This is a genomic window from Vibrio sp. 10N.239.311.G01 (assembly GCF_041465805.1).
Taxonomy (GTDB): domain Bacteria; phylum Pseudomonadota; class Gammaproteobacteria; order Enterobacterales; family Vibrionaceae; genus Vibrio; species Vibrio crassostreae_C.
The window spans coordinates 30,354-42,677 of the sequence record NZ_JBFSRM010000008.1 but is presented as its reverse complement, the minus strand read 5'-3'; the positions used below and the strand labels follow the sequence as shown (position 1 = coordinate 42,677).

Below are 12,324 nucleotides of genomic sequence, written 5' to 3'. Positions count from 1 at the left end.
AAAGAGTGAAAACTACAATTATTAATTTGAAGTTGATCACACTAATGATCTAAATGATGGAACTTTAAGGTGGTAATGCATCTTGATGCATCTTGGATTCTATTGATTTTGTGAAATCTGATTATTTTGTAGATAAATTGGTGAATTGATGCTCTAAGCAAACGATTATACTAAATAGAGTGATATGCATATCAAAATCAACAGTATTCGTTTCTAAGCGTTTTCTCTTAAAAAATGACAATTCAACCCGTCTTACAATCCAGTCTTTGATCTATCTTTGACCGAAAACGGTGGGTATTGCTGGCAGCACTCCGGCGCTAAGTGATGTGAAATTCAAAGATTATGCGAATGGCATTTATGTTGCGGCGGGGTCTTACTTTGTGACGATTACTGTAGCGGGTCAGCCTTTGGTTGTGGCGATTGATGACTCGATGGGAACAGGTTTTAATCTTATCGTGAGCGACACAACAGACTAGATCTGAAGACCGAACGTAAAAGAGGGAAGCTCAATGCTACCCTCTTATCATTTTTTTTGACTCTATTCTTGATTGTTTTTGGCTTTTTCTAATAAATCCGTGAAAAAGTGGCGTAACGAATAGAGCATGATCAAACTCGGTATCACCATGAGTGCAGTCAGTATAAAGAAGGTTGACCAGTCATTGAGGTAATCAACCAACTCACCACTGAAGGAAGCCAGCGTTGTTCGACCGAAATTGCCCAAGGATGCGAGTAATGCATATTGTGTCGCTGAGAATGCTTGCCCGGTTAATAGCGTTAAGAAAGAGACAAAAGCTACTGTTGAAAAGGCGGTTGTGAAGTTATCGACAATAATCGTTGCCAAGAACAAGGTTTCACTCGGGCCAGTGTGAGCGATCCACGCAAACATTAGATTACTGGCCGCCATTGCCACACCGCCGATCATCAGTCCGCGTACAATACCGAATTTCACATTGAAGACACTGCCTACCAAAGTGAAGAATATCGTCGCGCCCCAGCCAATTAACTTGGAGTAATGACCGATCTGTTCATTACTGAAACCTATCTCTTTATAGAAGGTGATCGACATGCGACCTAGGAAGGCTTCACCTATCTTAAATAGGAATACGAACAGCAGTAGGGTGATGGCAACTTGAACTCCGTTTCGTTTGAAGAAGTCATAAAACGGTTCTAACACGGTAACACTGAACCAAGCCACGACTTTCGAACCGACAACCTTATTGTGGCGTTGCTGAGCCTGTTCCTGCAGGGCTTCGCGTTGTGTATTTGGCTCTCCGACAAAAAGAGTAAACAGCATTAGTACGACAACGACGCCTGCCATTCCGTAATACACGCCATTCCAACCGATTGAGTCTGCGTTAATAAAGGCAAGGTAGCCTGGTAGAGAATACCCCGTCCACCAACCAATTACGGCCATTGCAGAAGCTTGCGGCAGTTTTGATGCTTCGGATTTTGGGAAGGTATCAATACGAAATGCATCAATCGCGATGTCTTGCGTGGCTGAGGCAATGGCAATAGCGAGCGCCAACATTGAGGTAAACGCCAAATTCTCTGCGGGATTGACGCCTGCGATGAATAAGGTGCCGATTAAAACAATGGTTTGGCAGAAAAAGATCCAACTGCGGCGCTGGCCGAGTATTGCGTGAAGCACCGGCAGTTTTACTCGGTCTACCAATGGTGCCCATAAAAAGTTAATCGCATACACGGCAAACACACTACCAAAGTAGCCAATGGCAGCACGCGTTAAACCTGCATCTTTTAGCCAGCCAGACATGTTGGATCCAATAAGAACCCATGGGAAGCCACTCGAACAGCCGAGCATAAACACCCAAAGTAGACGTTTATCTAGGTAGCTGCGAAAAGTCTGCATCCAAGAAAGAGAGGGAGTGCCTGATGACATAGGGCGTCCTTGTATAGAAAAACGCCCTTAAGAAATAAGGGCGTTACATTGGATTACTTAAGAAGGGTCACTTTAGTGATGACGATTGGGTCAACTGGTATGTCTGACATGCGGCCCATTCGCTTGGTTGGAATCGTTGCCATCTTTTGAACAACATCAAAACCTTCAGTTACTTTGCCGAATACAGCGTAGCCTGGGTTGCTACCTTTTGCGTTCAAGAAGTCATTATCAGAGAAGTTAATGAAGAACTGACGAGTTGCAGAATCTGGCGCATTAGTACGAGCCATCGCGATTGTTGCTGTATCGTTCTTCAAGCCATTGCTGCCTTCATTCTTGATAGGAGCGTAAGTTGCTTGTTGATTCATCTCTTGATCGAAGCCGCCACCTTGAGCCATAAAGCCAGGAATAACACGGTGGAAGATAGTGCCTTCGTAGCTGCCGTCAGCAACGTATTTTAGGAAGTTCTCCGCACTAACCGGTGCTTGTTCTTGGTTAAGCTCAATTGTGAAGTCGCCTAATGTTGTTTCTACGTTCACTTTAGGACCAGCCCAAACGCTCACGCTCACCAACATTAATGCGATAGAAGATAAAATACGAACCATTAGAAACGTTCCTTCATGTAAGTTTGTAGCTCTTGGTCGTTAGCGATTTCCGTAAGAACCAAGTTAATCACGTCATTAAGAACCATAGAGATGTCGTCATTTGACGCACTCAAGGCACCAGTGCGCGTTGCAGTACCGTTGAATGTTTTCACTAGTTTGCCTTCAGGCGTTTCAGCCGTAACTTCAAGCGTTACTTTACCGTCCATTTTGTTTTCCATAATGGTGTGTTCTACGGTAACAAGCGCTTCTTGAATCTCCAAAACAATTGAGTTTTCACTGTTTACGCTTGCACGAAAACCTTGAGACTCTAACTGCTGAGCAATAGCGTTTTCTAGAGAAATACGCATGTTTTGCTTAGCATGAATTGGTTGAATGTTTGAACGGCCACTATCAACCAATGCAACATATTGAGCGGCACGAACATCTTTACTGGTTAGTGTGTATGTTTTGCCTTGTACAAGGTTGCTTGAGCTTAGTGAAGCTTCTGGCATTACATTGATTTGTTCTTGCTGAGGGGCTGAACATGCTGTCAAAGCCATAATAGAAGCAGCCAAAATCAGTTTTTTCATTCCTTTATCCTTTCTAAATTCACACCAGAAGCTCGGTATCTTAAATTCTTGTGAAGTCGTTTCTGCTTATTTATTAAAATTCGCAGGCTCTCTTGTTGCTTGTAATATCTCAAATTTTTGGTTTAGTTCAAGCGTTTCAACGTTAGCTTCACCAAATAGTCTCGCTAGTTTGACATCGTATCCGAGGTGTCGGTTGCCAATAACAATTAATTTGCCTCCATTGCTAAGAACATGCTTTGCATCACAGAACATTTGCCATGCAATGTGATCAGTAATCGCTTGTTGCTGATGGAATGGAGGATTACACATCACTAAGTAGGTGCTGTTTTTCTTAAAGCCATCTAAACAGTTGTTGGCGATGAACTGGAAGTTGCCGTCTTCACCAAGGTTATCCTTGACGTTTTGGCGTGCTGACTCCACAGCCATAAAGCTTTCATCCACACAGGTAATACGAGCTTGTGGGTTCAATTGCCCTGCTTTTACGCTCAATACACCGTTGCCACAGCCTAGGTCGATGATATGACGCAGCTCTGGATCTTGAGGGATATGCTCTAGCATATAGCGAGCGCCTTGATCGAGTGCTTCCCCTGAGTAAACATTTGGTAAATTTTTCAGACGGATATCTTCACCGTCCACATCCCATTCAACAAAAGGCTCTACTGTTTGAATAGGCTGGCAGTTTGGAGACGAGAATACTAAGCGGTGTTTTTTCTTCGCTAGTGATGTTTTGGTTTCGCCTAGGTACTTTTCGAACAGGTTAAGCGTAGAAGTGTGAATCTCTTTTACCTTGTTGACGCCAATCACTTGGCAGCCTACAGGCAATGCTTGGCGTAGCTGGCTCAGTTGCCAGATTAGGTGACGATTTGTTTTTGGCAGTTGCATGATCACAAGATCGATACCGTGTGGGATATCATCCATCGTGTTCAAGAAGTTCACTCGATTACTTTGATTGCGCTGCAAGTTTTTCAGGGCACCACGGTGAGAGATAAATGAGTCGCTCATCATAGTGATATCATGATCTTTCGAGAACCAAGCGGATAGGGCACCGAAGCTGTCGTTCATGATCAGGATGTGTTTGCCAGGTTCAAGGTTCATCTCTTCAACATGACTGATCAGGTATTCGTCGCCCGCATCCCAAGCTTGAAGGGTTTCATTTGAACGTTTCGGGAAACGATGTAAGGTTAAAGTTCTATCGTGAAGGGTAAGTTCGGTTTTCATTGCTTGAGATACTTATGTAAGAAATAACAAAGATATTGTCTCAAATGCAGGCTGAACAAGATAGAAAAAACTCAAGCAAACCTACGCCATTCGCTATCAAATACTCAGACAGTCGACCGCTTAGGGTTTATACTCATCCCACGGATAATGCCAATACGTTATTAAGGAATCACAATGATCCAAGAAGTTATCGAAACAAAATTGCACAATGAGTTTTCACCAAGTCATTTAAACGTGGTTAATGAGAGCTATATGCACAATGTTCCGGCCGGTTCTGAGAGTCATTTTAAAGTGATTGTTGTCAGTGATGCGTTTGAAGGATTGCGTCTTATTGCTCGTCATCGAGCGGTAAATAAAGCTCTTTCAGAAGAGTTAGCGAATAATATTCACGCACTGTCCATTCACACTTATACAAAAGATGAATGGATGAAGCAGCTCGATAACGTGCCAGACAGCCCTATGTGTATGGGTGGTGGCAAGTAACACAGCGAGCATTTTGACAAAAGGTGGTGATGCCGCCTTTTTTGCCGCCAAACCTATGTGTTTTTCGTTGTTATATCACCCAAACTGATGTCAAATTGAACGAGCTCAAATACCTACAATGAGTAATGTTTTTATTAACAGTGTTTCAACATAACTAGTAAAATATTAGTTTGTGACAGAGTATTAATCTCTTGTTTAAAACACGATTCAAAAGCCATTTTATCTGTGCGGCTCGTCAAATTTATACATATTTGAGAGGCCATATGCTTCAAATCTCACCAAATAAAGGCTGTATTCAAGTTATTGGTCATGGCATCGAGTTGTCAAAAAATGCTAGAATATCGCACCTGATAAATCTCACATGATTCGTGTGGTGATTTTATTATGAAAATGTTGCGATTTTGGTATCTCAAATTTACCAAAACCGGACACTGTAATGTCGTGTCTAAGGGCGATTTTAAAACGTCCCGAATTTACGCAATTAAAAGAATCTTTTTCCCGATAAAGTAGTGCAAGTGCGTATGATTACAATAAAGAAGGGTTTGGATCTTCCTATCGCAGGAACTCCATCCCAGGTGATTAATGATGGTAAGTCCATCACTAAAGTCGCCTTGCTTGGCGAAGAGTACGTTGGTATGCGTCCTACGATGCATGCTCGCGTTGGTGATGAAGTGAAGAAAGGCCAAGTTCTTTTTGCAGATAAAAAGAACCCAGGTGTTGTATTTACTTCTCCAGCAAGCGGTAAAGTTATTGAAGTGAACCGTGGTGCTAAGCGTGTTCTTCAATCAGTAGTGATTGAAGTAGCAGGCAATGAGCAAATCACGTTCAATAGCTATGAAGCTAACCAACTAGTAGGCCTTGACCGTGAAACGGTTAAAGCTCAGTTAGTTGAGTCTGGCGCATGGACCGCTTTGCGAACTCGTCCGTTCAGCAAGGTTCCAGCAGTTGATTCTGAAACTCAGGCTATTTTCGTTACTGCTATGGATACTAATCCGCTAGCAGCTGAGCCAGAATTAATCATTAACGAGCAGTCTGATGCTTTCGTTGCTGGTTTAGATCTTCTTTCAACTCTGACTAACGGTAAAGTGTACGTTTGTAAAAAAGGTACTAGCTTACCTCGTTCAGCTCAGTCTAACGTTGAAGAACATGTTTTTGATGGCCCACACCCTGCAGGTCTTGCAGGCACGCATATGCATTACCTATATCCGGTAAATGCACAAAATGTAGCGTGGAGCATTAACTACCAAGATGTTATCGCATTCGGTAAGCTTTTCCTTACTGGTGAGATTTACTCTGAGCGTGTTGTTTCTCTGGCTGGTCCAGTGGTGAACAACCCACGTCTAGTTCGTACTCAAATTGGTGCTAGCCTTGAAGAGTTGACAGACAGCGAGTTAATGCCAGGCGAAGTTCGTGTGATTTCTGGTTCTGTACTTACGGGTACTGAAGCAACAGGTCCACATGCTTTCCTTGGTCGTTACCATCAGCAAGTTTCTGTTCTACGTGAAGGTCGTGATAAAGAGCTATTCGGCTGGGCTATGCCTGGTAAGAACAAGTTCTCTGTTACTCGTTCATTCCTTGGTCACCTGTTTAAAGGTCAGTTGTTCAACATGACAACGACAACAAACGGTAGTGACCGCTCAATGGTTCCAATTGGTAACTACGAGCGCGTAATGCCTCTAGATATGGAACCTACATTGCTGCTTCGTGATCTATGTGCAGGCGACATTGATAGTGCTCAAGCACTAGGTGCGCTAGAGCTAGACGAAGAAGATGTAGCATTGTGTACCTTTGTATGTCCAGGTAAGTACGAGTACGGTCAACTACTTCGTGAATGCCTAGATACGATTGAGAAGGAAGGGTAATTTTCATGGGCCTTAAAAAGTTTCTTGAAGACATCGAGCATCATTTTGAGCCAGGTGGTAAACACGAGAAGTGGTTTGCGCTTTACGAAGCAGCAGCGACAGTGTTCTACACGCCAGGTCTTATTACAAAGAAAAGCTCGCACGTTCGTGATAGCGTTGATTTAAAACGTATCATGATCATGGTTTGGTTCGCGGTATTCCCAGCAATGTTCTGGGGTATGTACAACGCGGGTGGCCAAGCTATCGCAGCACTTAACCATATGTATGCAGGTGCTGAACTAGCATCTGTTATCAGTGGTAACTGGCACTACTGGCTAACCGAAATGCTTGGAGCCTCCTTAGGAGCCGATGCAGGTGTTGGCAGCAAGATGCTACTTGGTGCGACTTACTTCCTACCTATCTACGCAACGGTATTCATCGTTGGTGGTTTCTGGGAAGTTCTGTTCTGTATGGTGCGTAAGCACGAAGTAAACGAAGGTTTCTTTGTTACTTCTATCTTATTCGCGCTTATCGTTCCGCCAACACTTCCTCTATGGCAAGCAGCACTAGGTATTACCTTCGGTGTTGTAGTCGCTAAAGAGATCTTCGGTGGTACGGGTCGTAACTTCCTGAACCCTGCACTTGCTGGCCGTGCGTTCCTATTCTTTGCATACCCTGCACAGATTTCAGGTGACGTAGTTTGGACTGCTGCAGATGGTTTCTCTGGTGCAACTGCTCTTAGCCAATGGGCTCAAGGCGGCGGTAGCGCACTAATGAACGTAACATCTGGTGAAGCAATCACTTGGATGGACGCATTCATTGGTAACATCCCAGGTTCTATCGGTGAAGTATCGACTCTAGCACTTATGATCGGTGCTGCGATGATCGTTTACATGCGTATCGCTTCATGGCGAATCATTGCTGGTGTAATGATCGGTATGATTGCTGTGTCTACGCTGTTTAACGTGATCGGTTCTGATACTAACGCAATGTTCAGCATGCCTTGGCACTGGCACCTAGTTCTAGGTGGCTTCGCATTCGGTATGTTCTTCATGGCGACTGACCCAGTATCAGCTTCATTTACCAACAAAGGTAAGTGGTGGTACGGCATCCTAATCGGCGCAATGTGTGTAATGATTCGTGTAGTTAACCCTGCATACCCAGAAGGCATGATGCTTGCGATCCTATTCGCAAACCTATTTGCTCCTCTGTTTGACCACGTTGTAATCGAGAAGAACATTAAGCGGAGACTAGCGCGCTATGGCAAGTAATAACGATAGCATTAAAAAGACGCTGTTTGTTGTTATCGCATTGAGCCTAGTGTGCTCAATCATCGTTTCAACAGCTGCAGTTGTTCTTAAACCTAAGCAACAAGCTAACGCGGTTCTAGATCAGCAAACTAAGATCCTTGAAGTTGCGGGCATTGAACTTGCGGGTAATATCCCTGAACTGTACGCAGAGAACATTGAACCTCGTCTAGTTGATTTCGCTACTGGCGATTTCGTTGACGGCGATGCTGCTGCATACGACCAACGTAAAGCGGCAAAAGATCCAGCTCAGTCAATCAAGCTTTCAGCTGAAGATGACATCGCTAAGATCCTTCGTCGTGCTAACACGGGTACTGTATACCTTGTGAAAGATGGCGCTGAAACTTCTAAAGTTATCATCCCTGTTCACGGTAACGGTCTATGGTCAATGATGTACGCATTCGTTGCGGTAGAAACTGATGGCAACACAGTTTCTGGTATCACTTACTACGAGCAAGGTGAAACTCCTGGACTTGGTGGTGAAGTTGAGAACCCATCTTGGCGCGCTCAATTCGTTGGTAAGAAATTATTCGACGAAAACCACAAACCTGCTATTCAGGTTGTTAAAGGTGGCGCTCCTCAAGGTTCTGAGCACGGTGTAGATGGCCTTTCTGGTGCAACACTGACTAGCGTTGGTGTTCAACATACATTTGACTTCTGGTTAGGTGATATGGGCTTTGGTCCGTTCCTAGCAAAAGTTCGTGACGGAGGTCTGAACTAATGTCTAGTGCAAAAGAAATTAAAAAGAGCATCTTAGCGCCGGTGTTGGACAACAACCCAATCGCGCTACAGGTTCTTGGTGTGTGTTCTGCTCTTGCGGTAACCACTAAGCTAGAAACAGCATTTGTTATGACTATCGCGGTAATGTTCGTTACTGCTCTGTCTAACTTCTTCGTTTCTTTGATCCGTAACCACATTCCTAACAGTGTGCGTATCATCGTTCAGATGGCAATTATCGCATCACTAGTAATCGTGGTAGACCAAGTGCTTAAAGCATACCTATACGATATCTCTAAGCAGCTATCTGTATTCGTAGGCCTAATCATTACTAACTGTATTGTAATGGGTCGTGCTGAAGCATTCGCAATGAAGTCTGCGCCAATCCCATCTCTAATCGATGGTCTTGGTAACGGTCTTGGTTACGGTTTCGTTCTTATCACTGTTGGTTTCTTCCGTGAGCTTCTAGGCTCTGGCAAACTATTTGGTATGGAAGTACTACCTCTAGTGAGCAACGGTGGTTGGTATCAGCCAAACGGCTTGATGCTTCTAGCACCTTCTGCATTCTTCCTAATTGGTTTCTTGATTTGGGCAATTCGTGTGTTCAAACCAGAACAAGTAGAAGCGAAGGGGTAAGGTAGTCATGGAACATTATATTAGTCTGCTAGTTAAATCGATTTTCATCGAAAACATGGCGCTTTCTTTCTTCCTAGGTATGTGTACATTCCTAGCGGTATCTAAGAAAGTTAAAACTTCTTTTGGTCTTGGTGTTGCGGTAGTTGTAGTACTTACAATCGCTGTTCCTGTAAACAACCTTGTTTACACACACATCCTGAAAGAAAACGCGCTTGTTGAAGGTGTCGATTTAAGTTTCCTTAACTTCATCGCATTCATCGGTGTTATCGCGGCACTTGTACAAATCCTAGAGATGGTTCTAGACCGTTTCTTCCCACCTTTGTACAACGCACTAGGTATCTTCCTTCCACTGATCACAGTTAACTGTGCAATCTTTGGTGGTGTATCTTTCATGGTAACTCGTGACTACAACTTTGCTGAATCTGTTGTTTACGGCTTCGGTTCTGGTGTGGGTTGGATGTTAGCTATCGTTGCTCTTGCGGGTATCCGTGAGAAGATGAAGTACTCTGACGTACCTCCAGGTCTTCGTGGCCTTGGTATCACGTTCATTACTGTTGGTCTGATGGCGTTAGGCTTTATGTCTTTCTCTGGTGTTCAACTGTAGGGTAAGCACCCAGTAATAAGGAATAACAAATGTTTAGTATTATTCTTGGCGTAGCGATGTTTACCATTATTGTACTGGCTCTAGTACTAGTGATTCTTTTCGCTAAGTCTAAGTTAGTACCATCAGGTGACATCACTATTTCAGTAAACGGCGACCCTGAAAAGGCGATCGTTACTCAACCTGGTAGCAAGCTACTTGGTGCCCTGGCTGGCGCTGGTATCTTCGTATCTTCTGCTTGTGGTGGCGGTGGCTCTTGTGGTCAGTGTCGTGTAAAAGTTAAGTCTGGTGGTGGCGACATCCTTCCAACTGAACTTGATCACATCACAAAAGGTGAAGCTCGCGAAGGCGAACGTCTTGCATGTCAAGTTGCTATGAAAACTGACATGGAGATTGAACTAGACGAAGATATCTTTGGTGTTAAAAAGTGGGAATGTACTGTTATCTCGAATAACAACGAAGCTACTTTCATCAAAGAACTTGCTCTAGCGATCCCTGAAGGTGAAGAAGTTCCGTTCCGCGCGGGTGGTTACATTCAGATTGAAGCTGAACCACATCACGTGAAATACGCAGATTACGATATTCCTGAGGAATACCGTGGTGACTGGGATAAGTTCAACTTGTTCCGTTATGAGTCTATCGTTAAAGAGCATTCGATCCGTGCTTACTCTATGGCTTCATACCCAGAAGAGAAAGGCATCATCAAGCTTAACGTGCGTATCGCAACTCCGCCGCCAAACAACCCTGACGTAGCTCCTGGTGTTATGTCTTCATACATCTGGTCTCTTAAAGAAGGCGACAAATGTACTATTTCTGGTCCATTTGGTGAGTTCTTTGCTAAAGACACAGACAATGAAATGGTATTCATCGGTGGTGGTGCAGGTATGGCGCCTATGCGTTCTCATATCTTCGACCAACTTAAGCGTCTTAAGTCTACTCGTAAGATGTCTTACTGGTATGGCGCGCGTTCTAAGCGTGAGATGTTCTACATTGAAGATTTCGATGGCCTAGCGGCTGCAAACGAAAACTTCGTGTGGCACTGTGCACTGTCTGATCCTCAACCAGAGGACAACTGGGACGGTTACACTGGTTTCATCCACAACGTACTGTACGAAAACTACCTGAAGGATCACGAAGCTCCTGAAGATTGTGAGTACTACATGTGTGGTCCACCGATGATGAACGCTGCTGTTATCGGCATGCTGAAAGATCTTGGTGTAGAAGATGAAAACATCCTACTAGATGACTTCGGTGGTTAATCCACTTAAGTGATTGATATTATGGCTGACTCCTACGAGTCAGCCATTTGTTTTTCTAAGACAGCTTTTGACAACATACTGGCTTATATAAGAAAGAGTAAGGCATTCAAAATACCTATTTTTTACTCTTATTTTTCCTTATATAAATCCTCAACATTAGACAGGAGTAAGCAAGTGAGAATTTGGCTTGTTGCATTAACTTCTTTGATTTTTCTTGCGGGCTGTGAGCAGTCAAGAGAGCAAGTGCATTTGAGTGGCCCAACGATGGGCACGAGTTACAATATTAAATACATCAATGGTGATGAATTTCCTGAGTCTAATGAAGTTCATACAGAGATCGATCGTCTACTTGAAGAAGTAAACGACCAGATGTCGACTTACCGTGAAGATTCCGAATTAAGCCGTTTCAACCAGCATAAAGGTGCGGATGCGTTCGAAGTATCTGAGCAAACAGCGACGGTTGTGAAAGAAGCGATTCGTTTGAACGGTCTTACTGAAGGAGCTCTGGATGTAACGGTTGGTCCGTTAGTTAACTTATGGGGTTTTGGTCCTGAAGCTCGTCCTGAAGTTGTGCCATCAGATGAAGAGCTGGCGGCTCGCAAGGCTAAGATTGGTATCCATCATCTTAGTGTTGAAGGCAACATGTTGAAGAAAGACCTACCTAACCTGTATGTCGATCTATCCACGATTGCAAAAGGTTGGGGTGTTGACGTCGTCGCTGACTACCTTGATTCTATCGGTATTCACAACTACATGGTTGAAGTCGGTGGCGAAATTCGTCTGAAAGGTTTAAACCGTGAGAACGTGGGCTGGCGTATCGCGATTGAGAAACCAAGCGTTGATGAGCGTAATATCCAAGAGATCATCGAGCCGGGTGATATGGCTATCGCAACCTCTGGTGATTACCGTAACTATTTTGAACGTGATGGTGTTCGTTACTCACACATCATCAACCCTGAAACAGGAAAGCCTCTTCACCATAAAGTGGTTTCTGTGACTGTTTTAAACCCGTCTTCAATGACTGCAGACGGCTTATCTACGGGCCTTATGGTCTTAGGTGAGGAAAAAGGAATGGAAGTCGCAAACCAACATAACATCCCAGTGTTCATGGTGGTAAAAACAGCAGATGGCTTTAAAGAAATTGCTTCTGAAGCATTTAAGCCATACTTAGGTAAATAAGGTAAGCGAGAGAAT

Annotated in this window: 12 protein-coding genes and 1 pseudogene; 9 read left to right on the top strand and 4 right to left on the bottom strand. The window is 43.9% G+C overall.

Annotated elements, in window-relative coordinates; all coding sequences use genetic code 11:
* Positions 1 to 256 precede the first annotated feature (256 nt).
* Positions 257 to 476, top strand: a pseudogene (locus tag AB6D06_RS08555) (2-dehydropantoate 2-reductase); the annotation flags it as partial.
* 62 nt (positions 477 to 538) lie between these two features.
* Here the strand turns inward: AB6D06_RS08555 and AB6D06_RS08550 are convergent.
* The 4 genes from AB6D06_RS08550 to AB6D06_RS08535 all read right to left on the bottom strand — a co-directional run bounded on the left by AB6D06_RS08550 (position 539) and on the right by AB6D06_RS08535 (position 4,286).
* Positions 539 to 1,897 carry an AmpG family muropeptide MFS transporter gene (locus tag AB6D06_RS08550; protein WP_372101231.1) on the bottom strand — a complete coding sequence of 453 codons (1,359 nt, stop codon included), beginning with the start codon at positions 1,895 to 1,897 and terminating at the stop codon, positions 539 to 541.
* A gap of 53 nt (positions 1,898 to 1,950) precedes the next feature.
* On the bottom strand, positions 1,951 to 2,499 hold the full coding sequence (locus AB6D06_RS08545) for a peptidylprolyl isomerase (protein ID WP_017067737.1): 549 nt from the start codon (positions 2,497 to 2,499) through the stop codon (positions 1,951 to 1,953).
* Positions 2,499 to 3,068, bottom strand: a complete 570-nt coding sequence (locus AB6D06_RS08540; protein ID WP_017067736.1) for a YajG family lipoprotein — start codon at positions 3,066 to 3,068, stop codon at positions 2,499 to 2,501. Before AB6D06_RS08540 ends, AB6D06_RS08545 begins: the two co-directional genes overlap by 1 nt.
* A 66-nt stretch (positions 3,069 to 3,134) precedes the next feature.
* Positions 3,135 to 4,286: a methyltransferase gene (locus tag AB6D06_RS08535; RefSeq protein ID WP_372110113.1), complete on the bottom strand. Its 1,152-nt coding sequence runs from the start codon at positions 4,284 to 4,286 to the stop codon at positions 3,135 to 3,137.
* A gap of 174 nt (positions 4,287 to 4,460) precedes the next feature.
* On the opposite strand from AB6D06_RS08535, the gene bolA reads away from it, so the two are divergent.
* The 8 genes from bolA to AB6D06_RS08495 all read left to right on the top strand — a co-directional run bounded on the left by bolA (position 4,461) and on the right by AB6D06_RS08495 (position 12,309).
* Positions 4,461 to 4,769 (top strand): transcriptional regulator BolA, encoded by a 309-nt coding sequence (bolA, locus tag AB6D06_RS08530; RefSeq protein ID WP_076677920.1) that lies wholly within the window; start codon positions 4,461 to 4,463, stop codon positions 4,767 to 4,769.
* Between the two features lie 521 nt (positions 4,770 to 5,290).
* Positions 5,291 to 6,631, top strand: a complete 1,341-nt coding sequence (locus AB6D06_RS08525) for a Na(+)-translocating NADH-quinone reductase subunit A (protein WP_019823845.1) — start codon at positions 5,291 to 5,293, stop codon at positions 6,629 to 6,631.
* Positions 6,632 to 6,636: 5 nt separating this feature from the next.
* Entirely contained in the window at positions 6,637 to 7,881 is a 1,245-nt protein-coding gene (locus tag AB6D06_RS08520; protein ID WP_017067139.1) for an NADH:ubiquinone reductase (Na(+)-transporting) subunit B, read from the top strand.
* A complete protein-coding gene (locus tag AB6D06_RS08515; RefSeq protein ID WP_017059911.1) occupies positions 7,871 to 8,638 on the top strand; it encodes a Na(+)-translocating NADH-quinone reductase subunit C in 768 nt (255 codons plus the stop codon). The genes AB6D06_RS08520 and AB6D06_RS08515 overlap by 11 nt, the downstream gene beginning before the upstream one ends.
* A complete protein-coding gene (locus AB6D06_RS08510; RefSeq protein ID WP_008223083.1) occupies positions 8,638 to 9,270 on the top strand; it encodes an NADH:ubiquinone reductase (Na(+)-transporting) subunit D in 633 nt (210 codons plus the stop codon). Before AB6D06_RS08515 ends, AB6D06_RS08510 begins: the two co-directional genes overlap by 1 nt.
* Before the next feature lie 7 nt (positions 9,271 to 9,277).
* Positions 9,278 to 9,874 (top strand): NADH:ubiquinone reductase (Na(+)-transporting) subunit E, encoded by a 597-nt coding sequence (nqrE, locus tag AB6D06_RS08505; protein WP_009848375.1) that lies wholly within the window; start codon positions 9,278 to 9,280, stop codon positions 9,872 to 9,874.
* A gap of 29 nt (positions 9,875 to 9,903) precedes the next feature.
* Positions 9,904 to 11,130, top strand: coding sequence for an NADH:ubiquinone reductase (Na(+)-transporting) subunit F (gene nqrF, locus AB6D06_RS08500; RefSeq protein ID WP_017059912.1), 1,227 nt, complete (start codon positions 9,904 to 9,906; stop codon positions 11,128 to 11,130).
* A gap of 174 nt (positions 11,131 to 11,304) precedes the next feature.
* Entirely contained in the window at positions 11,305 to 12,309 is a 1,005-nt protein-coding gene (locus tag AB6D06_RS08495; RefSeq protein ID WP_017059913.1) for an FAD:protein FMN transferase, read from the top strand.
* The last annotated feature ends 15 nt before the right edge of the window (positions 12,310 to 12,324 follow it).

Coding starts and splice junctions, on each gene's coding strand:
- AB6D06_RS08510 (WP_008223083.1), top strand. CDS start 8,638: ATGTCTAGTGCAAAAGAAATTAAAAAGAGCATCTTAGCGCCGGTGTTG.
- nqrF (WP_017059912.1), top strand. CDS start 9,904: ATGTTTAGTATTATTCTTGGCGTAGCGATGTTTACCATTATTGTACTG.
- AB6D06_RS08535 (WP_372110113.1), bottom strand. CDS start 4,286: ATGAAAACCGAACTTACCCTTCACGATAGAACTTTAACCTTACATCGT.
- AB6D06_RS08545 (WP_017067737.1), bottom strand. CDS start 2,499: ATGGTTCGTATTTTATCTTCTATCGCATTAATGTTGGTGAGCGTGAGC.
- bolA (WP_076677920.1), top strand. CDS start 4,461: ATGATCCAAGAAGTTATCGAAACAAAATTGCACAATGAGTTTTCACCA.
- AB6D06_RS08520 (WP_017067139.1), top strand. CDS start 6,637: ATGGGCCTTAAAAAGTTTCTTGAAGACATCGAGCATCATTTTGAGCCA.
- AB6D06_RS08540 (WP_017067736.1), bottom strand. CDS start 3,068: ATGAAAAAACTGATTTTGGCTGCTTCTATTATGGCTTTGACAGCATGT.
- AB6D06_RS08525 (WP_019823845.1), top strand. CDS start 5,291: ATGATTACAATAAAGAAGGGTTTGGATCTTCCTATCGCAGGAACTCCA.
- nqrE (WP_009848375.1), top strand. CDS start 9,278: ATGGAACATTATATTAGTCTGCTAGTTAAATCGATTTTCATCGAAAAC.
- AB6D06_RS08550 (WP_372101231.1), bottom strand. CDS start 1,897: ATGTCATCAGGCACTCCCTCTCTTTCTTGGATGCAGACTTTTCGCAGC.
- AB6D06_RS08515 (WP_017059911.1), top strand. CDS start 7,871: ATGGCAAGTAATAACGATAGCATTAAAAAGACGCTGTTTGTTGTTATC.